Raw genomic sequence first — 24,501 nt, 5'->3', positions numbered from 1 at the left:
ATGAGATTTTCGGAGGACAACGTGGCCGAGTACGCCATCACCATCGAGGACGTGGAGCGCGCGGCGGAGACGATCCGGGGTCAGGTCCTGCGCACGCCCCTGGTGCCCGCCCCGCGCCTGTCGCAGCTCACCGGCGCGACCGTTTGCGTGAAGCACGAGAACATGCAGCCCACCGGCTCCTTCAAGGAGCGCGGCGCCGCCACCAAGCTCGAGAGCCTCGATCCGGACGAGCGCCGCCGCGGCGTCATCGCCATGTCGGCCGGCAACCACGCCCAGGCGGTCGCCTATCACGCGCGCCGCCTCGGCATCCCGGCCACCATCGTGATGCCGGAGGGCACGCCCCTGGTGAAGGCCGAGAACACCCGCTCCTACGGGGCGCGGGTCATCCTGGAGGGCGAGACGCTCTACGAATCGGCCGCCCGCGCCCGCGAGATCGCCGACCAGGAGGGCCTGGTCTTCGTCCATCCCTACGACGATCCCAAGGTCATGGCCGGCCAGGGCACCATCGCGCTCGAGATGCTCGCCGACGCGCCCGATCTCGACCAGATCGTGGTCCCCATCGGGGGCGGCGGGCTGATCTCGGGAATCGCGGTGGCCGCGAAGGCGCTCCGGCCCGGCATCGAGATCGTCGGCGTGGAGGCGGCCCTCTACCCGTCCTTCCGCAATGCGATCCTCGGCGAGCACCGCCCCATCGGGGGCGCCACGCTGGCCGAAGGCATCGCGGTCAAGACCGTGGGCCAGCTCCCCCTGCCCATCGTGCGCGATCTGGTGTCCACCATCATCCCGGTCGAGGAGCCGCTGATCGAGCGCGCCGTCAACGCCTATGCGACCCTCCAGCGGACGATGGCCGAGGGTGCGGGCGCGGCGGGCCTCGCCGCCATGATGGCGCAGCCCGAGCTGTTCAAGGGCAAGCGGGTCGGCCTCGTGCTCTGCGGCGGCAACATCGACGCGCGGATCCTCGCCTCCGTGATGGTGCGCGAACTGGAGCGGGACGACCGCATCACGTCGTTCCGCATCACGTCGAACGACAGGCCGGGACTGCTCGGCCGCGTGGCGAGCCTTCTGGGGAGCCTCGGGGCCAACATCCTGGAGGTTTCGCACGGCCGCCTGTTCCTGGACGTGCCGGCCAAGGGCGTTTCCATCGACATCACTATCGAAACGCGCGACAGACAACATACATTGGAGGTGTTCGAGGCGCTGGCGGCGGAGGGACTCGCCCCGCAGCGGATCGAGTCCCGCAGCCTGCCCGAGGCCGCCTTCTGAGGAGAGAACGATGGTCAACCGACCTTACCCGCCGACGCTGAACTATCCGTCCTACGAGCTCGACACCCGTCTGACGGAAGGCGTGATCTCCCGGCGCTTCTGGGCCTACCTGATCGACCTCGTCGTCATCGCCCTCTGGGTCGTGCTGATCTCCATTGGGATCTTCTTCCTCGGGATCATCACGCTCGGCCTCGGCTGGGGGCTGTTCTTCGCCCTGCCGCTCACGGCGCTGATCTTCATCGTGTACAACGCGGTCACCATCGGGGGCTCCTCGCAGGCGACGGTCGGCATGCGGTACATGGGGCTTCGCGTGATCGACCCGCGCACCGGCCGGGGCGCCTCGCCGCTCGCCGCCGCCGTGCACGCGCTGTTCTTCTACGTGGCGGTCTCGACCTTCCTGCTCTGGGCCTGCGACGTGCTCGTCGGCTTCGTGCGCGACGACCGCCGCTTCATCCGCGACCTGCTCACGGGCATGATGGTGGTGCGGGCTTAAGACAGGGACGGAAGCGCATCGAACCTGCCACGTCATGGCCGGGCTTGTCCCGGCCATCCCGATCGTCCGGGGTACGGCGCTCGACATGATCGGGATCACCGGCACAAGGCCGTTGATGACATCGAAGGGAAACATGAAGCGCGCAGGAGCCGCGCGACATCAAACGCCTGTGACATTCGCCCTCTTTTCCTGGACGGCCCGGACACCAATGTTATCCTTGGGCGTTGATGAAGCGCTCAAGGTTTCTCCACAAGGCTTTCCCGATTGACGAGCCAGCCCCGCGACGCACCGCAATTCTATCTCACCTCCCCGTCCGCATGCCCCTACCTGCCGGGCAAGGAGGAGCGCAAGGTCTTCACGCACATCGTGGGACGACGCGGCCGGGAGCTGAATGAGATTCTCACTCAAGGCGGCTTCCGGCGATCCCAGACGATCGCCTACCGGCCCGCCTGCGACGCGTGCCGGGCCTGCGTGTCGGTGCGCGTGGTGGTCGACGATTTCGAGCCCTCCGGGAACCTGCGGCGCGTCCTCAAGGACAATGCCGATCTGATCGGCCAGCCCCTGCCCAACCGTCCGTCCTCGGAGCAGTATTCGCTCTTCCGCCGCTACGTGGACACGCGCCACTCCGACGGCGGCATGGCCGACATGACGGTGCTCGATTATTCCATGATGGTCGAGGACAGCCACGTGGACACGAAGGTGATCGAATACCGCCGGCGGGGGATCGACAGCGCCCTCACGGGGCGCGGCGCGGGCGACCTCATCGCGGTGAGCCTCACCGACGAGATGAGCGACGGCCTCTCCATGGTCTACTCGTTCTACGATCCGGAGATGCAGGACCACAGCCTCGGCACCTTCATGATCCTCGACCACATCCGCCGCGCGAAGGCGATGGGCCTGCCCTATCTCTATCTCGGCTACTGGGTCGAGGGCTCGAAGAAGATGGGCTACAAGGCCCGTTTCAAGCCGCAGGAGCGGCTCATGGCGCACGGCTGGGTGCGGGTCGGTTGACACCTGCGACCAGCCTGTCGGTGGTTCGGCAGGCGGTCGCCGCGCGGCAGCGGCTTTCCCGTCTGATCGTCAGCCGTTGTCGCGGGATATGTTGACGGGGTGCTTCCGCCGCGCCGGCTTGTCGCTGAAGGGCCGCGAGGAAGCCGGGCGGGACGGCAGGGCACGACCTTGTCCGGGCCCGCTGCCGATGACCCGGCCGGGTTCGGGGCTCGAGGCCGGGGTGCCCGCCTGCTGGGCGCGGCCGGCAGCGTTCATCATCGGACCGAGGGGCATGGACTGAGCCATCGCCGAAGTGCCGGCCGCCAGGGAGGCGCCCGCAAGGCCGGCCATCACGAGCAATCGAACGATCATGGAATCTCCTTCCGGAAAGGCGTTTGGCCATCGCGCCCCGGGGACGCGCGTGAGCCGACATCGCACCGCAGAGCGGCATCCTTCCTTAAAGGCATATCCGGCCGCGCGAGCCCTCCGGACGGAGGGGGCGGCGGATAAATCCGGAACAACCCCTCCCGCGCCTTGTTCGTTGCATAATCCTTACGAAACGGAAGGTGCGCCATGGCCAAGATCCTGGTCCTCTACTACTCCTCCTACGGCCATATCGAGACAATGGCCCGGGCCGTCGCGGAGGGTGCCCGCTCGGTCGCGGGCGCCGAGGTGACGGTCAAGCGCGTGCCCGAGCTGGTGCCGGAGGAGATCGCCCGCAAGTCGGGCATGAAGATCGACCAGGAGGCGCCGGTCGCCAGCCCGAATGAGCTCGGCGACTACGACGCCATCATCTTCGGCACGCCGACCCGCTACGGCAATATGGCCGCCCAGATGCGCAATTTCCTCGACCAGACCGGCGGCCTGTGGGTGAAGGGCGCGCTGGTCGGCAAGGTCGGCAGCGTTTTCGCCTCGACGGCCACGCAGCACGGCGGGCAGGAGACGACGATCACGTCGTTCCACACCACGCTCCTGCATCACGGCATGGTCATCGTCGGCCTGCCCTATTCCTATCCGGGCCAGACCAAGATGGACGAGGTCACGGGCGGCACGCCCTACGGGGCGACCACCCTCGCGGGCGGGGACGGCTCGCGCCAGCCGAGCGAGAACGAGCTCGGCGGCGCCCGCTTTCAGGGCCGCCATGTGGCCGAGATCGCCGCCCGGCTCGAACGCGGCGCCGGCGAGCGCGGTCCAGTCCCGCCGGACTTGGACAACCCGACCGAAACCACGGGCGGGACCGAAGGCGGCCTCGAGGGCTCCGGCATGTGATCACCGGCCTCGTCCTGACAGGTCAGGGTCGACGAGGATCATACCCTCCACGTCATCACCGGCCCTGTGCCGGTGATCCCGATCTTCCGAGGCGACGCGTCGTCCGGATCGAGATAGACGGGAGGGGCCCGGCCATGACGTCGAAACGGATTGCCGCCTATTCCCCGAACCGGTTCGACTTCGGGAAGCCCTTGGGCGGCAGACGGCCGGCCTCGGTGCGGTCGCCCATCCAGTCGCGCAGGTCCTCCTTGGCGACCGTCCAGGTGCGGCCGGCCGTGTCCTTCCAGGTCAGGCCTTCCTTCAGCTTGAAGACCTTGGCGTCGGAGACGCCGCCGTCCTTGTAGCGCTGGAGGCGCACGCCCTTGCCGCGGGTCATCTCGGGCACCTGCTTCGCCGGGAAGACCAGGAGCTTGCGGTTCTCGCCGATGATCGCCACGTGATCGCCCTCGGCCTCCGTGCACACGACCATTTTGGCCGGCGCGTCGAGGTTGAGGATCTGCTTGCCCTTGCGGGTGTTCGCCGTGATCTCGTCGGTGGGCACCACGAAGCCGCGCCCGTCGGTCGCCGCCACGAGCAGCTTGCCGCCGGCCCGGTACGGGAAGGCCGCGATGAAGTCGGCGCCCTCCTCCAGGTCGACCATGAGGCGGATCGGATCGCCGAAGCCGCGCCCGCCCGGGAGCTTGGAGGCCTCGAGGGTGAAGAAGCGCCCGTTATCCGCCACCACGACGATCTTCGACGTGGTCTCGGCGAAGAACGCCACTTTCAGCGCGTCGTCGCCCTTGAACTGAACGCCCGAGAGATCGGCCTGGTGGCCCTTCATGGCGCGGATCCAGCCCTTCTGGGACACGATCACGGTGATCGGCTCGCGCTCGATCATCGCCTCGGCGAAGTCGATGTCGGAGGTGTCGGGCGCCTCGGCGAAGGAGGTGCGGCGGCGGCCCAGAGCCGTGTCCGGCCCGAAGGTCTTGCGGACCTCCTTGATCTCGGCCGAGATCGTCTTCCACTGCACCTTCTCGGAGCCGAGAAGCTCCTCGATCTTGGCCTTCTCGTCCTGCAGGTTCTTCTGCTCGCGCTTGAGCTCCATCTCCTCGAGCTTGCGCAAGCTGCGCAGGCGCGTGTCGAGGATGGCGTTGGCCTGGACCTCGGTGAGCTGGAAGACGCGCATCAGCTCGACCTTGGGCTCGTCCTCCTCGCGGATGATCTTGATCACCCGGTCGAGGTCGAGATAGACGATGAGCAGGCCGCCCAGGATTTCCAACCGGCGGTCGATGGCCGCCAGGCGGAAGCCCGAGCGGCGGATCAGCACCTCGCGGCGATGGTCGAGCCATTCGCGCAGGCATTCGGCGAGGCTGAGCACCTTCGGCACCTTGCCGCCGGCGAGCACGTTCACGTTCATCGGGATGCGGCTCTCGAGCTCGGTGAGCTTGAAGAGCGACTCCATCAGGATGATCGGATCGACGGTTTTCGCCCGGGGCTCCAGCACCACGCGGATGTCCTCGGCGGATTCGTCGCGCACGTCGGCCAGGAGCGGCAGCTTCTTCTCCTGCAAGAGTTCGGCGATCTTCTCGATCAGGCGCGACTTCGGCACCGAATACGGGATCTCGGTGACGACGATCTGCCAGTTGCCGCGGCCGAGGTCCTCCTTGGCCCAGCGGGCGCGCACGCGGAACGAGCCGCGGCCGGTCCGGTAGGTCTCGGCCATGGCGGTCGGCGTGTCGACGATGATGCCGCCGGTCGGCAGGTCCGGCCCTGGCACGAACTGCATCAGCTGCTCGGAGGTCGCGGTCGGCTTGGCGATGAGATGGAGGGCCGCGTCGCAGAGCTCGGCCGCATTGTGCGGCGGGATCGACGTCGCCATGCCGACCGCGATTCCTTGCGAGCCGTTGGCGAGCAGGTTCGGGAACGCCGCCGGGAGCACCACCGGCTCCTCGTTGGTCTGGTCGTAGGTCTCGCGGAAATCGACCGCGTTCTCGTCGATGCCCTCCAGCAGCAGGCGCGCGACCTCGGTCATGCGCGCCTCGGTGTAGCGCATGGCCGCCGCGTTATCGCCGTCGATGTTGCCGAAATTGCCCTGCCCGTCCGCCAGCGGGTAGCGCTGGGCGAAATCCTGCGCCATGCGCACCAGGGCGTCGTAGATCGACTGGTCGCCGTGCGGGTGGAACTGACCCATCACGTCGCCGACGATGCGGGCGCATTTCTTCGGCGCCGATTTCGGGTCGAGGCGCAGGAGCCGCATGGCGTGCAGGATGCGCCGGTGAACCGGCTTCAGCCCGTCGCGCGCGTCCGGCAGCGCCCGGTGCATGATCGTGGAGAGCGCATAGGCGAGATAGCGCTCCTCAAGGGCGTCCTTGAGATTGATGTTCTCGATCTCGCCCCCGGACGGTGGATTGACCGGCTTACCCATTCCTCGAAATCCTCAATTGCGAATCGCTTCTTATCATCTGAAAAGGGAACATAACAGAAACAAACCTCATTCGTCCCCAGCCGTGGCCAGTGCGACGAAACGCGCCCTCTCGTCCGGAGCCCGCTGCCCCTGCGGGTCGAACACGTTCTGATGCAGGAAGAAATCCGTCAGGGCAAATCCGGCCCGGATCTCCTCCTCGCCGGGACGGTTGGACCGGGACTGGCCGATCAGGAAGCCCGGCAGCTTGAGCAGCCGGTCCTTGTACGGCTCCCCGGCCGCCGCCGAGACCGCCCGCCCGCTCCGGGGCGACACGTAGGTGAGGTTCCGCTCGGAACCGGTGGCCGCGCAGGACGTGAGGTCGAGCCCGAAGCCGAGCTCGGTCAGCATGGCGAGCTCGAATCTCACGAAGAGCGCCGGCGCGAGATCGGGATCATCCAGGTGATCCACCAGCACGGTCAGGGTCTCGAAAAGGGCGAAATGCGGGTCCCGCTCCGGGAAGTAGCGCAGGAGATGCGCCAGGGTGGCGAGGCCGTAGAGGGCCATGGAGGATCCCATGAGGCGCGCGGCCCGCAGGTTGATGCCCTCGACCTGATAGGTCCCGAGATGCTCGTCGAGCCTGGCCCGCCAAGTCGCCTGCACGGTGTTTCCCGGCTGGAGGACGGCCTGAAGGCTCTTCGAGCGGCCGCCGTGCACGAGGCCGAGATGCCGGCCGTGCTCACGCGTCATCAGCTCCAGGATGACGCTCGTCTCCCCATGTTTGCGGACGCCGAGAACGACGCCTTCGTCAGTCCATTGCACCGGTTCGGCTGCCTTCGTCGCGTGTCTTTCCAGGAAGCCGGCCAGTCCCCTGCCTCACCCGATCAGGATGGCCGGGACAAGCCCGGCCATGACGGAGGAAAGGGTCCGTTCGGCCGGACTCCGTCCTCCTGATGTAGGCATTCAGACGGCATTCATCCATGGTCTTCAACCCTATAGGCGAACTTCTAAAATTCTGTTTCACAAGCGGAATCCCGCTTTTTTCGGAACCAACCCGGCACCCTGTCATTGTCGATGACTTAACTGCGCCCAACGGTGAATTGAGGATCATGAAGCTCTCCCGTCTGTTTCTTGCGAGTACCGCCCTGCCCCTGATGCTGCTCCCGGCCCACGTGTCGGCGCTCCAGCCCGCACCCGCGACGCCTCTCGTCCTGGCACAGGCCGGCCCGTCGGCCGACGAGGAGCTTCCGCCTGGCGCCCGGCCGCGGCGGCAGGGGCCCGACGGCGAGCGCGGCCAGCGCCCCGGCCAGGAGCGCCGCCAGGGCGGACAGGATCAGGGCGGCCCCGGTGCTTCCGAAGAACGGGGCCCGCGTCCGGGCCGCGGAGCAGGCCCGGGCGGCCCTGGATCCGACGAGGGCCCGGGTGGGCAGCGTCCCCGCCGCGAGCCGGGCCCGCCCGCCGAGCGGGCAGTGCCGGACGCCGCGCCGGCCCGACCGGCCCAGCGGCCTCCTTCGGATGAGGCTCCCGCAGAGCGGCGACAGGCGCCGGCCGAGGCCCCGGCACGTCCCCAACGTCCCGCCGCGCAGGAGCGCGAGCAGCCGCCGGCGGAGCGTCCGCGGCCGCAGGCTCCCGCCGGCCAGACCCGTCCAACTCCGCCTGCGCCGGCCGCTCAGCCGGCGACACCACCGGCGCCTCCCGCGGCCCCACCTCCGGCCGCCCAGCAGACAGCTCCCCCGGCGCCGGCCCAGCAGCGTCCGGCTCCGGATGCAGCCCGTCCGGCCGAGCGCGACCGGCCCGGGCGCCCCGGCAGCCCGGACAATGCCGAGCGTCCACGCGGTCAGCGTCCCGGACAGGCGCAGCCCGGCGCCCCCGAGGCGCCTCCCGCGGCTCCGCCGGCGCCGACCGCCGCACCGGCCGCGCCGCCTGCCCCGGCTCCTGCAGCCCCTGCTCAGGCAGCCCCCGCCCCGGCGGCTCCCGCCCCGGCGGCTCCCGCACCGGCAACACGCGCTCAACCGCCGATTCCCGGCACTCCTCCGGCGGCCCAGCAGGTGCCCGGCCGCTTCGGGCCCCAGCAGGCGGCTCCCGGCCGCGCCGAGCCGCTCGACCCGTCGCGCGTCCGCATCGAGGATCTGCGCAGCCAGCGCCGCGAGCGGCGGGAAGGCGATCGCGTCATCATCCAGGAGCCGGGCAACCGCACGATCATCCGCGAGGGCAACCAGGTCATCATCCGCAACGATGAGACCGAACGTTTCCGCCGGACTTACCGGGATGCCGACATCCGCACCGAACGGCGCGGCGCGGACGAAGAGGTGACCATCGTGCGCCGTCCCGACGGCTCCGAGATCGTCACCGTTCGGGACGCGGACGGGAATCTCATCCGCCGCGCGCGGCGCGAGCCGGCCGGCCGCGAGACCGTCCTCATCGAGAACCGTCGCAGCGGCATCCAGCGGCGCCCCGGCTACGGGTATGTCGAGGAGGAGGTCGTGCGGCTGCCGCCGCCGGTCGTCCGCATCCCGCGCGAGCAGTACATCGTGGACGTCGAGGATGCGTCCCAGGACGACCTCGTCGAAGCCTTCACCGCACCGCCCGTCGAGCGGATCGAGCGATCCTATACCCTCGACGAGGTTCGCCGCAGCCAACCGCTGCGCGAGCGCATGCGCCGGGTCGACGTGGATACGGTCACATTCGAGTTCGGCTCCTGGGAGCTGGCGGGAGACCAGGCGGGCGCGCTCACGGGCATCGCCCAGGCGATCCGCTCCGCCCTGTCGCGAAATCCCAACGAGATCTTCCTGATCGAAGGCCATACCGATGCCGTCGGCGCGGACGAGGACAATCTCACCCTCTCCGATCGGCGGGCGGAGACGGTTGCGACCATTCTCACCGAACGCTTCCAGATCCCTGCCGAGAACCTGACGACGCAAGGCTATGGCGAGCAATACCTGAAGGTGGATACGCAAGGGGCCGAGCGGCAGAACCGCCGCGTGGCCATGCGCCGGATCACCCCGCTGCTTCAGGGCCAGAACCAGCAGTAAGAGACCGAACCGGGAGGACACGATCCTCCCGGTTTCATTTTGGGATCGTCATTCCGGCAGACCGGCCAGGCGCAGCCCTTCCGCGAAGCGGCCCATGGTTTCCTGGCTGAACGCCATGGCCTCGATGATCTGCGAGATCGTGATCCCGGGATAGTGCTTCAGGAGTTCGCCGACACTCTCCCGGGCCTTGTCGAGATCGCCCGCCAGAGCATAGGCGGGCGCGAGGGTCCGGTGGACCCAGGTGGCGCTGGGCTTTGTCCGCCACCCCTTTTCCTGCCATTGCGCGGCAAGATCGTATCGCTTCGCGATGAAATGGGCGCAGCCGATCCCCATGTCGCAGTTGAACGCCATGGGATCGAACGGACTGAGACGCAGCGAGTGCTCGAAATGCTGGATCCCGACCTCCGGATCGTGCCGGTAGTTGTGGAGCCATCCGCTGCGGTTCCAGGCCCAGGCCGAGTTCGGGTCGAGCGCGAGGGCCCGCTCCAGAAGCGATTCGGCGCGCTGGTACTCCCGGGTGATCGTCAGGGCGGCGCCGAGCACCGTCAGGATGAACGGGTCGTCGTGGGCGATCGCCGCCGCGGCCTGCGCCTGACGCAGGGTCTCGCGCTTGTCCTCCGGCACGTTCTTCGACCAGTTGTAGACGATCCGCTGCCCTCGGCACCAGGCGGCCAGCGACAGGGCGAGCGGATAGCCCGGGTCGAGGAGAAGGGCCTTGTCGATGAGCCGCGTCGCCTCCTTGTTGGCGTCGAATTCCAGGGCCCAGACATAAGGCAGGGCGCGCATGACGAGGTCGTAGGCGTCGAGGCTCTCGGGACGCTTGCGCCGCGCGCGCTCGATCTCGGCCGCCCGGATGGAGGGCTGGATGGATCCGACGACGCTCGTCGTGATCTGGTCCTGAAGGTCGAACACGTCGGCCATCACCCCGTCGTAGTGCTCCGCCCAGAGATGCATGCCGCTGACGGAATCGACCAGCTGGGCGGTGATCCGGATCTTGTCACCGGAGCGCCTGACGCTGCCCTCGAGCACGTAGCGCACCCCGAGGTCGCGCCCGATCTGCTGGACGCTCACGTTCCGGCCCTTGTACGCGAAGGTGGAGTTGCGGGCGACCACGAAAAAGGACCTGAACCGCGACAGGGCCGCGATAATGTCCTCGACGATTCCGTCCGCGAAGTATTCCTGCTCCGGGTCCTTGCTGAGGTTGATGAACGGCAGAACCGCGATGGAGGGCCTGTCCAGCGACGCGGCCGTGGAGCGCGCCTCGCGCGACGTCACGGAGGGATCCAGTCCCGCCAGGAGGCAATAGACCCGGATGAGCCGTCCGATGTTCTTGAAGCGATGCTCGCCGTGATCCTCGAACTGGTACGGGAGCCGGTCCCTCACCTCTTCATGGACCTTGCCGGAGAGGCAGATCCCACCCGGCAGAGCCATCTTCTGCAGCCGCGACGCGACATTGACACCATCGCCGAAGATGTCGCCGTCATCCTCGATGATGATGTCGCCGAGATTAATCCCGATCCGAAGCTGAAGGGGCTTGGCGTGCTCGCCGTCGGACGCCTGAGCAACCGCCTCCTGGAGGTCGACGGCACAGCGGACCGCCTCGATGGGGCTCGAGAACTCGCACAGGAACCCGTCCCCGATGGTTTTCACCAGGCGTCCCCGATGCGACCGGATCTGCGGCTCGATCACCTGGCGCCGCAGGTCCCGCAGTCGGGCCAGCGTACCCTCCTCGTCTCTGGACATGAGATCTGAATAGCCCACCACATCCGCGGCGAGGACAGCAGCGAGACGTCTTTGCGCCGTCTGATCGGAAGAGCTGCTCATGGCCTCCCCGGAACGTCGACGTCGACACTGGTGGGCTACTTCTGGAAGGTTTCACCGGATGCAACGCGCCTTCCTACTATCCTTTGAGGATAAAGCCTTACGGCTGATCTGGTTGCGTTGAGACGATGTGCGAAATCCATGAAAACTAACATGTTTCAAAGGATTGTGGGACGTCTTGCGGAATGCCAGAATTTATCCCTCTCCGCACAGGTCGATCGTAAAGCGGCGAACGCAATACTGGTCGTCTAAGACCTTAGGAGAAGATCCCTCAAGTATTCTGCCTTCTTTAACCTTTTAGCGTGACGTTTGGTCAAGAACATAAGGCATGGGGGCAGCGATGTTGGGTCTATTGCGGCGCGCTTCACACACGGATTCTTCGGACAACGTCGTTCCGATGATCCCGGAAGGACATGCGGCGGCAGCCGTGCGCGAGAACCGTCTCGACCCGGACATTCTGGATTCGCTGGAATCCGACGTCCTGAAAGCGATCGACGGCGTCACGCAGGCCATCGCGGTCGCGGCCGCGGACGTCGCGGCGGTCGAGAAGGACCTCGCGGCCATCCGGACCCATGCCGGAGAGCTCGCCGCGTCGGGCCGGACCGCCTCCGAAGAGACCCTCTCGCTAGCCTCCTCGACGGAAGAGCTCGCCGTCACGTCGGCCGAAATCGGCCGCGCGATGGATCATGCCAGCCAGCGGATCGACAACGCCGTCGAGGCGGCCCGCAAGGCGAGCGACCTCATCACGCAGCTCTCCGCCGCCACCGCGGAGATCGTCGGGATCGTCGACACCATCTCGACGGTGGCCCGGCAGACCAACCTGCTAGCGCTGAACGCCACCATCGAGGCGGCGCGCGCGGGCGAGGCCGGCAAGGGATTTGCCGTCGTGGCGTCCGAGGTGAAGGCCCTTTCCACCCAGACGGCACGCGCGGCCGACGACATCCGCCGGCGGATCGACCACCTGCGCGAGACGGCGCAGGCCTCGACCGGCGCGGTCGCCGAGGTGGTGGAGGTGATCCAGGGGGTCGGCCCGGTCTTCGAGACGGTCCGCCATGCGGTCGGCGAGCAGAATGCGGCCATCGGTGAAGCATCCCGCCTGGCGGGCCTGACGTCCTCCAGTGTCGGCAAGGTCAGCGCGTGCGCGGGGGACGTGGACGGCATCTCCCTCGAGGCCGGCCGCAGGGCCCACCAGGCCGACCGGGCGACGAAGACCGCCGACGGGCTGGCGAAGGCCTTGGGGCAGCGCTTCGTCACGGTGATGCGCCAGAGCGAGCTCGGCGACCGGCGGCGTTCGGACCGCCTGCCCGTCGACCGCCCGGCGACCCTGCGGATCGGCACACGCGGCGCCTCGACGCGTCTGATCGACATCAGCCAGGGCGGCGTCCTGCTGGCCGCAACCGGCGACCTGCGCGTCGAACCCGGCGAGATCGGCGCAATCGAGGTCGCGCAGATCGGCCAAGCCGGATTGCGCGTCGTGGCGACGAGCACCATGGGCATCCATGGTGCGTTCGAGCGATGCGATGACGAGACCCGCGCCCGCATCGACGGCTTCATCGCCCAGGTGGAAGCGGCCTATGCGCCGCGCATCCTGCTGGCGCAGGACACCGCCCGCCAGGTCGAGGCGGTCATCGAGCGGGCCGTATCGGACGGCATGGTGCCGCGGGAAGCGGTCTTCGACACGCAGTACAGGCCGGTTCCCGGCACCGATCCGGTCCAATACGCCACCGCGTATCTTCCCGTCTTCGAGCGGATCCTGCCGCCGATCCTGGAGAAGGTTCTGGCCTCCGACCCGGCGATGGCGTTCTGCCTCGCCATCGACCGCAACGGCTACATCCCGGTCCACAACAGGCTCTATTCGCAGCCCCAACGTCCGTCCGACCCGGTGTGGAACGCCGCCAACGCCCGCAACCGGCGCATCTTCGACGACCGGGCCGGCATCACGGCGGCCCGGTCCACCCGGCCCTTCATCGTGCAGGCCTATGCCCGCGACATGGGCGGCGGCAAGATCGTCATGATGCAGGAGGTCGATGCCCCGATCCGCGTCCTCGGACGCCACTGGGGCGGGCTGAGGACGGCCTACAAGGCTTAACCCCGCGGGAACTCCAGGCCCATCTCCCGGTAGCGCTCGGGATCGTCGCTCCAGTTCTCGCGCACCTTCACGAAGATGAAGAGGTGTACGGGGCTCTCGGCGATCTCGGCGATCTCCTTGCGGGCCGCCTGGCCGATGGCCTTGATGGTCTGGCCGCCCTTGCCGAGCACGATCTTGCGCTGGCTGTCGCGCTCCACGAACACGGTCTGCTCGATGCGCACCGAGCCGTCGGGGCGCATTTGCCACTGGTCGGTCTCGACCGTGGACTGGTAGGGCAGTTCCTCGTGAAGCCGCTCGTAGATCTTCTCCCGGGTGATCTCGGCGGCAAGCATCCGCAGCGGCGCATCGGAGATCTGGTCTTCCGGATAGAGCCAGGGCCCCTCCGGCATCATCTCGGCGAGCTGCCGTTTCAGGGTCTGGATGCCGTCACCCTTCAGGGCCGAGATCATGAAGGTATGAGCGAAGGGCACCTTTTCGTTCAGCCTGGAGGCGAGCTCGAGAAGCTTCGAGCGTTCGATCAGGTCGATCTTGTTGAGGATCAGCACCTTCGGGCGCTTCAGCTCAGGGAGCTTGTCGAGGATGGCCTCGGCCTCCTCGTCGATGCCTTTGCGCACGTCGAGCAGAAGGGCGATCACGTCCGCGTCGCCCGCGCCGCCCCAGGCCGACGTGACCATGGCGCGGTCGAGGCGGCGCTTCGGCTTGAAGATGCCGGGCGTGTCCACGAACACGATCTGCGCGTCGCCCTCGATGGCGATGCCGCGCACCAGGGCGCGGGTCGTCTGCACCTTGCGCGACACGATGGAGACCTTCGACCCGACGAGCGAGTTCAGGAGGGTCGACTTGCCCGCGTTGGGCGCCCCGATGAGAGCGACGAAACCGGCCTTCGTGGTGGTTTGCTCAGGCTGTTCCATGCTCTTCCTCCGTCCAGACGCCCTCTCTCAAGAGAAGGCTTCGCGCCGCCGCCTGTTCCGCGACGCGCTTCGAAGCGCCTTGGCCGAATTCGCCCTCGGTTCCCTTCACCGTCACCATGATGCGGAACTTCGGCGCGTGGTCCGGGCCAGACTGCTCGGCGATAGTATAGGTCGGCGGTGGCAGGCCTCTGCCCTGTGCCCATTCCTGCAGAGCACTCTTCGGGTCGCGGAGGGGGCGCCGGGGCGCCGCGAGCAGGGTCCGGAACGAGCGCTCAACAAGGCTCCTGGCGGCCTCGTAGCCGCCGTCGAGGAAGACGGCCCCGATGATCGCCTCGCAGACGTCCGCCAGGATCGTCTGGTTGCGGCGCTCTCCCGAATGCGCCTCGCCGGCGCCGAGCTTGAGATGGGGCCCCACGTCCCAGGCGATCGCCACCTCGGCGCAGCTTTCGCGCCGCACCAGCTCCGCGAGGCGCCGGGAGAGTTCGCCCTCGGGGGCGCCGGGAAAGGTACTGTAGAGCAGCTCGGCGATGGAGAGGCCGAGGACGCGATCCCCGAGGAATTCCAGCCTCTGATAGCTCTGGCCGGCGGCCTGCGGGGCGCTGACATGGGTCAGCGCCTCGTCGAGGAGTTCCGGTTTTTCAAAGCGGTAGTCGAGCCTCTTCAGAAGCTCGTCGAGGTTCGGCTTGCGACGTTTCACGGCTTACCGGATCCGCTCGAAGAGACGGTTCCAGCGGATCTTCTGCGGCCATTCCCACGGACGCCACAGGGAGGCGCTCTCGTCGATCGAGAAGAAGATGATCTCCGCGCGACCCACCAGATTCTCGAACGGCACCTGCCCGACGCTGGCCTCGTCCCGGGAATCCGTCGAGTTGTCCCGGTTGTCGCCCATCATGAAGAAATGGCCGGGCTGCACCGTGTAGACGTTGGTGTTGTCCCAGTACCCGCGGTCGCCGTCCCGTTCGATGACGAAATGCGCGACGCCGCCGGGTAGCGTCTCCCGGTACTGCGGCACCGAGATCGTGCGGCCGTAGAGGTCGGTTGTCTTGTAATCCTCCACCCGCTCGCGCTGGACCGGCTGGCCGTTGATGTGCAGCACGCCGCCGATCACCTGGATCTTGTCCCCCGGCAGGCCGATCACGCGCTTGATGTAGTCGGTCGAGTTGTCCTTGGGCAGCTTGAACACGGCGATCTCGCCCCGCTTCGGCTCGGACCCGAAGATGCGGCCGGAGAAGAGGCCCGGGCTGAACGGGATCGAGTGCTTCGAGTAGCCGTAGGAATACTTGGAGACGAACAGGTAGTCGCCGATGAGAAGGGTCGGGATGAGGGATCCCGACGGAATGTTGAAGGGCTGGAAGAGCACGGTGCGCACGACGACCGCGATCAGAAGGGCCTGGACGATGACCTTGATGGTCTCCCAGATGCCGCCTTCTTCGTTCTTCGCGCTGCTACCCACGTACTTGCTGCTTTTTTCGCTCACGTCTGTCGACCTATGCTCTTGGACTCCGGCGGCCGGAGCCGTCCTCGTCCGTGTGGCAGGTCGAGAGGGGTTTGCACCTCAGCCCCAGAGGCAAACCACTCTCGAAAGAATCAATCCTTACTGCAGTCGGTGCCGCGGATCGGAGCCCGTTCCGCGGCGGCCATGCTCTAACCCAAGCGGCGTCCTGCCGCAACGCGGCCCGCTCAGGCCGGAAGCGCCTCGATGATCACGAACGCTTGCGCCATGGGCGGATCGTCGGTCAGGGAGACATGCACCACCGCCCTGTGGCCGGCCGGCGTCATGGCCTCGAGACGCTCCAGGGCGCCCCCCGTCAGTCGCATGGTGGGCCGTCCGGTGGGAAGGTTGACCACCTCCATGTCGCGCCAGAAGACCCCGTGGCTCAGGCCCGTTCCCAGGGCCTTGGCGCAGGCCTCCTTGGCGGCGAAGCGGCGGGCATAGGAAGGCGCCCGGGCCGCCCGGCGGTCGCTCCTCGCCCGCTCCCCCTCGGTGTAGATGCGATGGGTGAAGCGGTCGCCGAAGCGCTCGAGCGATTTCTCGATGCGCCGGATGTCGCACAAATCGGACCCGATGCCGAGAATCACGCCGGCACCTGTGCCCGGCCCTCGTCCATCGCCGCCCTCATGGCCCTGACCGCCTCGTCGAGGCCGACGAAGATGGCCTCACCGATGAGGGAATGGCCGATGTTGAGCTCCACGATCTGAGGAATTGCCGCAACGGGTCGGACCGAGTCGAGGGCGAGGCCGTGCCCGGCATGGATCTCGAGGCCGATCCTCGCGCCGTGCTCGGCGGCGCGCTGCAGCCGCTCCAGCTCATGGGCGATCCGGGCCTGGTCGCCCTCGGCGACGGCCTCGCAATAGGTTCCCGTATGGAGTTCGACCACCGGCGCCTGCAGGTCGCAGGCGGCATCCATGACGGCGATCTCCGGCTCGACGAAGAGGGACACCCGAATGCCCTCGGCTTTCAGTTCCTGAATCACCGGACGCAGATGGGTATGGGCGCCGATGATGTCGAGGCCCCCTTCGGTGGTGCGTTCCTCCCGCTTCTCCGGCACGAGACAGGCCGCGTGGGGATGAATGCGGGTCGCGATCGCGACCATCTCCGAAGTGGCGGCCATCTCGAAATTCAGCGGCACGAAGAGCTGGCGCTTGAGCCGTTCCATGTCCTGGTCGCGGATATGGCGCCGGTCCTCGCGCAGATGGGCCGTGATGCCGTCCGCACCGGCCAGGACGGCGAGATGCGCGGCCCGGACCGGATCCGGGTGATGGCCGCCGCGGGCATTCCGGACGGTGGCGACGTGGTCGATGTTGACGCCGAGGCGGAGAGGAGGAGCTTTCATAAGGGTGTTTTAGCCTAAGGGGATCCGTTGACCAGGGTTCCATCGGTCCGCGGATGCGCTATCAACGGCAAATCGTCCGAGCGGCGGCTTGGGAGGGCCCCCTCGTTGTCATGGCCGGCCCTGTGCCGGCTATCCCGGTCGAAAGAGCGCGGCGTTTCGGGGTTGCCGGGATCACCGGCACGAGGGCTGATGACGTTGTCGGCCCGTGGCCGGACATCCCTTGCCTTCCTGGTCCAAATCGACTATAGCCCCCGCTTCGCGTTCGCTCCGGCCGGGGGCTGAACGGACGGTATGGCTTGGCCATGCAGGAGTTTCGGCTCCGTCGTCCCGTGTCTCCGCCTTCGACAACCGCTCGGGCCTTGCAGGCTCGAAGGGCTTGGCGCCGATCGGACGCGCGAAACGGCCAAGACACTCTTGAAAACAGTGCCGAGGCTTGAACCTCAAACCTGAGAAAGGCCCACTATGCCTCTCTACGAGCATATCTTCATGGCTCGCCAGGATGTCACCCCGCAGCAGGTCGAAGCAATGGTCGACCAGTACAAGGGCGTCATCGAGCAGAACGGCGGCAGCGTCGACAAGACCGAGATGTGGGGCGTGAAGTCCCTCGCCTACCGCATCAAGAAGAACCGCAAGGCGCATTTCACGATGTTCAACCTCAACGCTCCGGCTCCGGCCGTGGCCGAGATGGAGCGTCAGATGCGCATCAACGAAGACATCCTTCGTTTCATGACCATCAAGGTGGAAGAGCTCGAGACCGAGCCGTCCGTGATGATGCAGAAGCGCGACCGCGACGAGCGCAAGGACCGCGAGCGCCGTGAGCGCGACGGCGGCGGCTTCGAAGGCGGCAGCAGCGAAGGCGAGGAGGCGTAAGTCATGGCATTTGGTGCAACCGGTGGCGCCGCTGGCGGCGGCCGTCGTCCCTTCTTCCGCCGTCGCAAGACCTGCCCGTTCTCGGGCCCGAACGCGCCGAAGATCGACTACAAGGACACGAAGCTCCTGTCCCGCTACATCTCCGAGCGCGGCAAGATCGTTCCGTCCCGCATCACGGCCGTGTCGGCCAAGAAGCAGCGTGAGCTCGCCCAGGCGATCAAGCGCGCCCGCTTCCTGGGCCTCCTGCCCTACGTGATCCGCTAAGCAAGACTTCGGCGGGCCGCCTCGTGCGGCCCGCTCCCCTCATCCAAGATCGCCCAGCGGTGCGAATCCGCCGGGTCAGTTGGGGCCAGACCCCTAACCCTGCCATGAGCAGCGGGACAGCGAGACGATGAATTTTGTTGCGACAGGCATAGGCGCGGGGCTCGTATCGGCCCTTCTGACCGCAGTGGTCGTCAAGGCGACGCCGCTGGCTGCCGTGCTGTATCTCCTGGCTCCCATCCCCGTTCTGATCGTGTCGCTCGGCTGGGACCACCGGTCCGGCCTCGTCGCGGCCGTCGTGGGCGGCCTCGCGATTGCTCTGATCCTGTCCCCGCTCAGTGGATTGGGCTTCGCCCTCATCACCGCCCTTCCCGCCTGGTGGCTGTCCTATCTTTCCCTTCTCGGGCGTCCCGGAGCGGACGGGACCATGGAATGGTATCCGGTCGGCCGGCTTCTCGCCTGGATCGCCGCGACGGCCGCGCTCACCATCATGGCGGCGGGCGTGATCTCGACGGGGGGCGATTTCGGCGCCTTCGACCACAACGCCCGTGCTGTGGCCGAGGCCTTCGTGAACTCGCAGTTCAGCACCTCGGGACCGGGCGCGCTCGACACGGAAACCCGCGACGAACTCGTCGGCATCTTTGCCCGCCTGACGCCCTTTCTGTCGGCCCAGGGCTTCGCCACCGTGCTGGCGCTCTATCTCTGGGCGGCCGCCCGGATCGTGCAGGCCTCGAAGCGTCTGCCGCGCCCCTGGCCGTCGGTCCCGGAACTCGTGATGCCGCGCTCAGCCGGGCTGATCCTGATCGGCTCCCTCGTGGTGGCCAGCTTCGAGGGCTTCATCGGCGCCCTGGGAATGGCCCTCTCGGGCGCGTTCCTCATGGCCTTCGCCCTCCAGGGCCTCGCGGCGATCCACGACCGCACGCGGGGCAAGTCGGGCCGTTCCTTCATCCTGTCGGCTCTCTACGTGCTGATCTTCGTCACCCAGGGCATCCTGATGGTCGCCCTCGCCCTGTTCGGCATTGCCGACACCGTCTTCGGGCTGCGTCGCCGCTTCGGCTCGCGTCCGAACCAACCGCCAACCCTTTCCACCTGATCACGAACCTAAAGGAGACAACCATGGAAGTGATCCTTCTCGAGCGCGTCGCAAAGCTCGGTCAGATGGGTGAGACCGTGAAGGTCCGCTCCGGCTATGCACGCAATTTCCTCCTGCCGCGCGGCAAGGCCCTGCGCGCCACGGATTCCAACAAGAAGCACTTCGAGGCCCAGCGCGCCCAGCTCGAGGCCCGTAACCTCGAGCGCCGCAAGGAAGCCGAGACCGTCGGGGAGAAGCTGAACGGCCAGAGCTTCATCATCCTGCGCCAGTCCGGAGAGACGGGCGTGCTCTATGGCTCGGTCTCGACCCGCGACCTCGCCGAGATCATGACCGAGAACGGCTTCACGGTCGATCGCAACCAGATCGTCCTCAACCAGCCGATCAAGACCATCGGCCTGCACAACGTGCCGGTCTCCCTCCATCCGGAGGTCGAGGTTCAGGTGACGATCAACGTCGCCCGCAGCCCCGAGGAAGCCGAGCGTCAGGCCCGCGGCGAGCAGGTCACGACCCGCGAGGAGACCAACCTGGACGACCTCGGCCTCGAGGTCGGCGCTGCTCTGGCCGAGGCCGGCGGCGACGAGGAGCTCTGAGAGTTCGCTGTCGGTTCCGGCGGGGTCGAGACACCGCCGGAAGCTTCTCCCCCTCGCCAGTGCCGGCCCTGTGCCGGTGATCCCGATCCGAGACGCATGGCGCATCGAGCGATCGGGATCACCGGGACCAACCCGGCCATGACGGCAGGTGTGGAGATCCAAGCTGGAGCGATTGCTCAGGTTCTTGATTTGTTCTAAAATCGCGCTCTCCGTCGATTCGACGGGGAGCGTTTTTCTTTTGGGTTCGAGGCTTACCGCGAGAGTCAAGCTGCGACGCCCGCAGAGAGAGGAACGGTGTGAGAATCGAGGACAGCGAGGACAGATCGGGAGAGTCCCGGCTTCGTGTCCGCCCGGCAACCTTTAGGACACCAATTGCAGTCTAAGAGACTCTAACCCTTTCTTGTTTCCGGAGCGCCAGATGGCCACCGCCAATGCCCTGATCGCCCGCCTCGAAACCGCCGAGCCGCAGTTTCGGACGCCCCCCAGCAACATCGAGGCCGAACAGGCTCTGCTGGGTGCGATTCTGGTCAACAACGACGCCTATTACCGGGTCTCCGACTTCCTCGAGGCCGGCCACTTCATCGAGGACCTGCACCGGCGCATCTACGAGGTGGCGACGAGCCTGATCAAGGCCGGCAAGATCGCCACGCCGATCACCATGAAGACCTTCCTGGGCGACCAGGATCTCGGCGGGATCACCGTGTCCCAGTACCTCGCCCGTCTCGCCGCCGAGGCGACCACGGTCATCAACGCCGAGGATTACGGTCGCACGATCTATGACCTGGCGGTCCGCCGCAACCTCATCAATATCGGCGAGGACATCGTCAACAACGCGTTCGACGCGCCGGTCGAGAACTCGCCGCGCGAGCAGATCGAGGAGGCCGAGCGGCGCCTCTACGCGATTGCCGAGACGGGCCGCGCCGACGGCGGCTTCCAGCGCTTCTCCGACGCGCTGACCTCAGCGATCGACATGGCGGCGGCCGCCTACAAACGAGAAGGGGCGCTTTCCGGCGTTTCCACGGGCCTGATCGACCTCGACAAGTCTCTCGGTGGCCTTCAGCCCTCCGACCTGATCATCCTGGCCGGGCGCCCGGCCATGGGCAAGACCTCGCTCGTGACGAACATCGCGTTCAATATCGCCAAGGCATACCGGGCGGAGAAGCAGCAGGACGGCCATCTGAAGACCGTGAACGGCGGCATCGTGGGCTTCTTCTCCCTCGAAATGTCTGCCGAGCAGCTGGCGACCCGCATCATCGCCGAGCAGTCGGGCGTGCCGTCCTACAAGATCCGCCGCGGCGACATGCGCGAGGACGATTTCTACAAGATCACGGAAGCCGCCCGCGAGATGCAGTCGATCCCGTTCTACATCGACCAGACCGGCGGCATCTCCATCGCGCAGCTCACCGCCCGCGCCCGGCGCCTGAAGCGTCAGCGCGGCCTCGACATCCTGATCGTCGACTACCTCCAGCTCCTGTCCGGGTCCGCCAAAAAGGGCGAGAACCGCGTGCAGGAGCTCACCGAGATCACGACGGGGCTCAAGGCGCTCGCCAAGGAGCTCGCCGTCCCGCTCATCGCCCTGTCCCAGCTCTCCCGTCAGGTGGAAGCCCGCGACGACAAGAGGCCGCAGCTCGCCGACCTTCGTGAATCGGGCTCGATCGAGCAGGACGCCGACGTGGTGATGTTCGTTTACCGCGAAGAGTACTATCTGAAGAACAAGGAGCCGAAGCCCGGCACCGAGGAATACTTCAAGTGGCAGTCGGAAATGGATCAGGTCCACGGCAAGGCCGAGGTCATCATCGGCAAGCAGCGTCACGGTCCCACGGGCACCGTGCAGCTGGCCTTCCAGGCCGACATCACCCGCTTCACCGACCTTGCGGATGAAGACAAACTTCCCGATCGGATTGGCGATTGACCCAGCTCACCTCCCACATCACCGCCGCCGGCAGCATCCCCGAGACCGCCGCCGGCGGCATCCTCCACGTCGATCTCGATGCTCTCGCGTCGAACTGGCGCACCTTGCGTGACAATGCCAGCGGCGCGGAGACCGCCGCCGTGGTCAAGGCGAACGCCTACGGCATCGGCATCGAGCAGGCCGTCCCGGCCCTCGCGGGCGCCGGCTGTCGCACGTTCTTCGTGGCGCATCTGAGCGAGGCGATCCGCGTTCGCTCTGCGGCGCCCGGCGCCGCGATCTACGTGCTGAACGGCCTGTTTTCAGGCACCGGCCCGACCTATGCCGAGTTCGACCTGCGTCCCGTTCTGGGGTCCTTCGAGGAAATCGAGGAATGGGCGGGCTTCTGCCGCGCTCAACGCCGGAACCTCAAAGCCGCGATTCACGTGGATACCGGCATGAACCGCCTCGGCCTCACGGTTCCTCAGGGTCTGACCCTCAGGGACCGGACGGAGCTGAAGGATTTCGAGACCACTCTTCTCATGAGCCATTTCGTCAGCGCCGAGGAGAGCGGCAATCCGCTGAACGGCCAGCAGATCGAGGCCTTCGAGGCCGTGCGGTCGTCCCTCCCCGGCATTCCCGCATCGCTCCCGAATTCTTCCGGGATCTTCCTCGCCGACAGGCCCGGCTACGATCTCGTGCGCCCGGGCTATGCGCTCTACGGCGGCAACCCGACCCCGGATCGGGTCAATCCCATGAAGCCGGTCGTGGGCCTCGAGGCCCGCATCGTGCAGTTGCGCTGGGTCGAGGCCGATCACACGGTCGGTTACAACGGCCGCTGGCTCGCGCTCGCGAGGCGCCGCATTGCGACCCTCTCGGTCGGATATGCGGACGGCTTTCCGCGCGCGGCGAGTGCCCGTGGCAAAAGCGGCGACGAGCTGCTCGCCGGCATGACCCTCGTGGCCGGCCGCCCCTGCCCGTTCGCCGGCAACGTCTCCATGGACCTGATCACGGTCGACGTGACGGACGTGCCCGAGAACGAGATCCGGCGCGGCGACACCGTGACCCTGATCGGAGGCGATCTCACCGTCGACGAGGTCGGCCGCCGGGCCGGCACCATAGGGTATGAGATCCTGACCGGTCTCGGGTCCCGCTACGCCCGCGCCTACCATGGAGGCCAGGGCTGATGGCCAAGCGTCACCCCTCCTTCGTGTGCCAGGAATGCGGCGCGGTCTACAACCGCTGGAAAGGCAAGTGCGAGGCCTGCGGCGGCTGGAACACCATCGCCGAGGAGGCAGGCTCCGCGTCCCCGATGGCAGGCCCGGTCTCGACCCGTCCGTCGCGCGCCAAGGGCCGCATCTTTCCGCTCGAGGGCCTTTCGGGAGAGACCAAGGAGGCGCCGCGCACGCCCTCCGGCATCGCCGAGCTCGACCGGGTCACCGGCGGTGGCTTCGTGCATGGCTCGATCATCCTGCTCGGCGGCGATCCGGGCATCGGCAAGTCGACCCTCCTCATGCAGGCTTCCGCCGCGCTGGCCAACCGGGGCGAACGGGTCGCGTACATCTCGGGCGAGGAGGCGGTCGCGCAGGTGCGGCTGCGGGCCGAGCGCCTCGGCCTCGGCCATTCGCCGGTCGAGCTCGCCTCCGAGACCAATGTCGAGGACATCATCGCCACCTTGAGCCAGGGGCGTCCGCCGGCGCTGGCCATCATCGACTCGATCCAGACCATGTGGACCGAGACGGTCGAGTCGGCACCCGGCACGGTCACCCAGGTGCGCGGCTCCGCTCAGGCGCTGATTCGCTTCGCCAAGACCACCGGAACCGCCGTCATCCTGGTCGGCCACGTAACCAAGGACGGGCAGATCGCCGGTCCCCGCGTGGTCGAGCACATGGTCGACGCGGTGGTGTCGTTCGAGGGCGACACGGGCCACCATTTCCGGATCCTGCGCGCGGTGAAGAACCGCTTCGGCCCCACGGACGAGATCGGAGTCTTCGAGATGTCCGACCAGGGCCTGCGCGAGGTTTCCAACCCGTCCGAGCTGTTCCTGGCCGGCCGAGACATGGCCACGCCGGGAACGGCGGTCTTTGCCGGCATGGAAGGCACCCGCCCGCTCCTCGTGGAGATCCAGGCCCTCGTGGCCCCGTCGTCGCTCGGCACCCCGCGTCGCGCCGTGGTCGGCTGGGACCAGAGCCGCCTGTCCATGGTTCTCGCCGTGCTGGAGGCGCATGGCGGCCTGAAGCTCGGCATGCACGACGTCTATCTCAACGTCGCCGGGGGCCTGCGCATCACCGAGCCTGCCGCGGACCTTGCAGCCGCAGCGGCTCTGGTTTCATCCCTCTCCGGCAATCCGCTCCCGCCCGACACGGTCTATTTCGGCGAAATGGGCCTCTCCGGGGCCATCCGGCCAGTCGCCCAGGAACAGGCGCGGCTCAAGGAGGCGGCGAAGCTCGGGTTCTCGGGCGCGGTTGCCCCGGCGCCGCGTCTCGAGAAAGGCAAGCCGGAAAGACTGCCTCTCGCGGCATCCTCGATCGGGCATATCACCGACCTAGTCGCAGGCATCGCGGCGCGCAGGCGCAAGGCCTCCTGATTACCCGTCCCCAGACAACTGTCTTAGGCCAACCGGCCGACTTGATCACATAACGCAATGATGTATCATTTCTCATTGGACCTGCCGGATGATCTCATCGGCGAACATGGTGATGGGCCCGGGTTCCTGG

General features: G+C 67.2%; 23 protein-coding genes. 14 read left to right on the top strand and 9 right to left on the bottom strand.

Annotated elements, in window-relative coordinates; genetic code table 11:
- Genes HPT29_RS12540 through HPT29_RS12525 form a run of 4 tightly spaced genes read left to right on the top strand, consistent with a single transcriptional unit; the run spans nucleotide 1 to nucleotide 2,767 of the window.
- A complete protein-coding gene (locus HPT29_RS12540; protein WP_173950457.1) occupies nucleotides 1-1,263 on the top strand; it encodes a threonine ammonia-lyase in 1,263 nt (420 codons plus the stop codon).
- A 10-nt stretch (nucleotides 1,264-1,273) separates the two neighbouring features.
- Entirely contained in the window at nucleotides 1,274-1,756 is a 483-nt protein-coding gene (locus tag HPT29_RS12535; RefSeq protein ID WP_173950456.1) for an RDD family protein, read from the top strand.
- A 34-nt stretch (nucleotides 1,757-1,790) separates the two neighbouring features.
- A complete protein-coding gene (locus HPT29_RS12530; RefSeq protein ID WP_173950455.1) occupies nucleotides 1,791-2,024 on the top strand; it encodes a hypothetical protein in 234 nt (77 codons plus the stop codon).
- On the top strand, nucleotides 2,021-2,767 hold the full coding sequence (locus tag HPT29_RS12525) for an arginyltransferase (protein WP_173950454.1): 747 nt from the start codon (nucleotides 2,021-2,023) through the stop codon (nucleotides 2,765-2,767). Before HPT29_RS12530 ends, HPT29_RS12525 begins: the two co-directional genes overlap by 4 nt.
- A gap of 69 nt (nucleotides 2,768-2,836) precedes the next feature.
- On the opposite strand, the gene HPT29_RS12520 is transcribed toward HPT29_RS12525, so the two are convergent.
- Nucleotides 2,837-3,118, bottom strand: a complete 282-nt coding sequence (locus HPT29_RS12520) for a hypothetical protein (protein WP_173950453.1) — start codon at nucleotides 3,116-3,118, stop codon at nucleotides 2,837-2,839.
- Nucleotides 3,119-3,319: 201 nt separating this feature from the next.
- Between HPT29_RS12520 and wrbA the strand changes: the two genes are divergently transcribed.
- Complete coding sequence (gene wrbA, locus HPT29_RS12515) at nucleotides 3,320-4,015, top strand: NAD(P)H:quinone oxidoreductase (RefSeq protein WP_173950452.1); 696 nt, start codon at nucleotides 3,320-3,322, stop codon at nucleotides 4,013-4,015.
- Between the two features lie 157 nt (nucleotides 4,016-4,172).
- Here wrbA and parC read toward each other — a convergent pair whose 3' ends face one another.
- Together parC and recO are read right to left on the bottom strand one after the other, a co-directional pair.
- On the bottom strand, nucleotides 4,173-6,419 hold the full coding sequence (parC, locus tag HPT29_RS12510; protein ID WP_173950451.1) for a DNA topoisomerase IV subunit A: 2,247 nt from the start codon (nucleotides 6,417-6,419) through the stop codon (nucleotides 4,173-4,175).
- Nucleotides 6,420-6,485: 66 nt separating this feature from the next.
- Nucleotides 6,486-7,217 (bottom strand): DNA repair protein RecO, encoded by a 732-nt coding sequence (gene recO / locus HPT29_RS12505; protein WP_173950450.1) that lies wholly within the window; start codon nucleotides 7,215-7,217, stop codon nucleotides 6,486-6,488.
- Between the two features lie 287 nt (nucleotides 7,218-7,504).
- On the opposite strand from recO, the gene HPT29_RS28630 reads away from it, so the two are divergent.
- Nucleotides 7,505-9,427, top strand: coding sequence for an OmpA family protein (locus HPT29_RS28630; RefSeq protein ID WP_210272492.1), 1,923 nt, complete (start codon nucleotides 7,505-7,507; stop codon nucleotides 9,425-9,427).
- Between the two features lie 48 nt (nucleotides 9,428-9,475).
- Here HPT29_RS28630 and HPT29_RS12495 read toward each other — a convergent pair whose 3' ends face one another.
- Complete coding sequence (locus HPT29_RS12495) at nucleotides 9,476-11,251, bottom strand: adenylate/guanylate cyclase domain-containing protein (protein ID WP_173950449.1); 1,776 nt, start codon at nucleotides 11,249-11,251, stop codon at nucleotides 9,476-9,478.
- Between the two features lie 394 nt (nucleotides 11,252-11,645).
- Between HPT29_RS12495 and HPT29_RS12490 the strand changes: the two genes are divergently transcribed.
- Nucleotides 11,646-13,337 (top strand): methyl-accepting chemotaxis protein, encoded by a 1,692-nt coding sequence (locus tag HPT29_RS12490; protein ID WP_173950448.1) that lies wholly within the window; start codon nucleotides 11,646-11,648, stop codon nucleotides 13,335-13,337.
- Here HPT29_RS12490 and era read toward each other — a convergent pair.
- From era to HPT29_RS12465, 5 genes are all read right to left on the bottom strand, one after another.
- On the bottom strand, nucleotides 13,334-14,248 hold the full coding sequence (gene era, locus HPT29_RS12485) for a GTPase Era (RefSeq protein WP_173950447.1): 915 nt from the start codon (nucleotides 14,246-14,248) through the stop codon (nucleotides 13,334-13,336). The genes HPT29_RS12490 and era overlap by 4 nt on opposite strands.
- Entirely contained in the window at nucleotides 14,235-14,945 is a 711-nt protein-coding gene (rnc, locus tag HPT29_RS12480) for a ribonuclease III (RefSeq protein WP_173950446.1), read from the bottom strand. Before rnc ends, era begins: the two co-directional genes overlap by 14 nt.
- Nucleotides 14,946-14,948: 3 nt before the next feature.
- The gene (gene lepB, locus HPT29_RS12475) at nucleotides 14,949-15,701 is read right to left on the bottom strand and encodes a signal peptidase I (RefSeq protein WP_259060642.1); all 753 of its coding nucleotides are present in this window, start codon (nucleotides 15,699-15,701) and stop codon (nucleotides 14,949-14,951) included.
- 227 nt (nucleotides 15,702-15,928) lie between these two features.
- Entirely contained in the window at nucleotides 15,929-16,327 is a 399-nt protein-coding gene (gene acpS, locus HPT29_RS12470) for a holo-ACP synthase (RefSeq protein ID WP_173950444.1), read from the bottom strand.
- Nucleotides 16,324-17,082: a pyridoxine 5'-phosphate synthase gene (locus HPT29_RS12465; RefSeq protein WP_173950443.1), complete on the bottom strand. Its 759-nt coding sequence runs from the start codon at nucleotides 17,080-17,082 to the stop codon at nucleotides 16,324-16,326. Before HPT29_RS12465 ends, acpS begins: the two co-directional genes overlap by 4 nt.
- A 462-nt stretch (nucleotides 17,083-17,544) precedes the next feature.
- Here HPT29_RS12465 and rpsF point away from each other — a divergent pair, with 462 nt between their 5' ends.
- From rpsF to radA, 7 genes are all read left to right on the top strand, one after another.
- Entirely contained in the window at nucleotides 17,545-17,952 is a 408-nt protein-coding gene (rpsF, locus tag HPT29_RS12460) for a 30S ribosomal protein S6 (protein ID WP_173950442.1), read from the top strand.
- 3 nt (nucleotides 17,953-17,955) lie between these two features.
- A complete protein-coding gene (rpsR, locus tag HPT29_RS12455; RefSeq protein ID WP_036353512.1) occupies nucleotides 17,956-18,216 on the top strand; it encodes a 30S ribosomal protein S18 in 261 nt (86 codons plus the stop codon).
- Between the two features lie 127 nt (nucleotides 18,217-18,343).
- Nucleotides 18,344-19,306 carry a DUF2232 domain-containing protein gene (locus HPT29_RS12450; RefSeq protein WP_173950441.1) on the top strand — a complete coding sequence of 321 codons (963 nt, stop codon included), beginning with the start codon at nucleotides 18,344-18,346 and terminating at the stop codon, nucleotides 19,304-19,306.
- 23 nt (nucleotides 19,307-19,329) lie between these two features.
- Nucleotides 19,330-19,896 (top strand): 50S ribosomal protein L9, encoded by a 567-nt coding sequence (gene rplI, locus HPT29_RS12445; protein WP_173950440.1) that lies wholly within the window; start codon nucleotides 19,330-19,332, stop codon nucleotides 19,894-19,896.
- A 418-nt stretch (nucleotides 19,897-20,314) separates the two neighbouring features.
- The gene (locus HPT29_RS12440; protein WP_173950439.1) at nucleotides 20,315-21,808 is read left to right on the top strand and encodes a replicative DNA helicase; all 1,494 of its coding nucleotides are present in this window, start codon (nucleotides 20,315-20,317) and stop codon (nucleotides 21,806-21,808) included.
- A complete protein-coding gene (gene alr, locus HPT29_RS12435) occupies nucleotides 21,805-22,971 on the top strand; it encodes an alanine racemase (protein ID WP_210272491.1) in 1,167 nt (388 codons plus the stop codon). The genes HPT29_RS12440 and alr overlap by 4 nt, the downstream gene beginning before the upstream one ends.
- Nucleotides 22,971-24,371 carry a DNA repair protein RadA gene (gene radA, locus HPT29_RS12430; protein WP_173950438.1) on the top strand — a complete coding sequence of 467 codons (1,401 nt, stop codon included), beginning with the start codon at nucleotides 22,971-22,973 and terminating at the stop codon, nucleotides 24,369-24,371. The genes alr and radA overlap by 1 nt, the downstream gene beginning before the upstream one ends.
- The last annotated feature ends 130 nt before the right edge of the window (nucleotides 24,372-24,501 follow it).

Origin of the sequence: Microvirga terrae, assembly GCF_013307435.2 — a bacterium.
GTDB lineage: Bacteria > Pseudomonadota > Alphaproteobacteria > Rhizobiales > Beijerinckiaceae > Microvirga > Microvirga terrae.
This window is presented reverse-complemented; position numbering and strand designations above follow the sequence as displayed.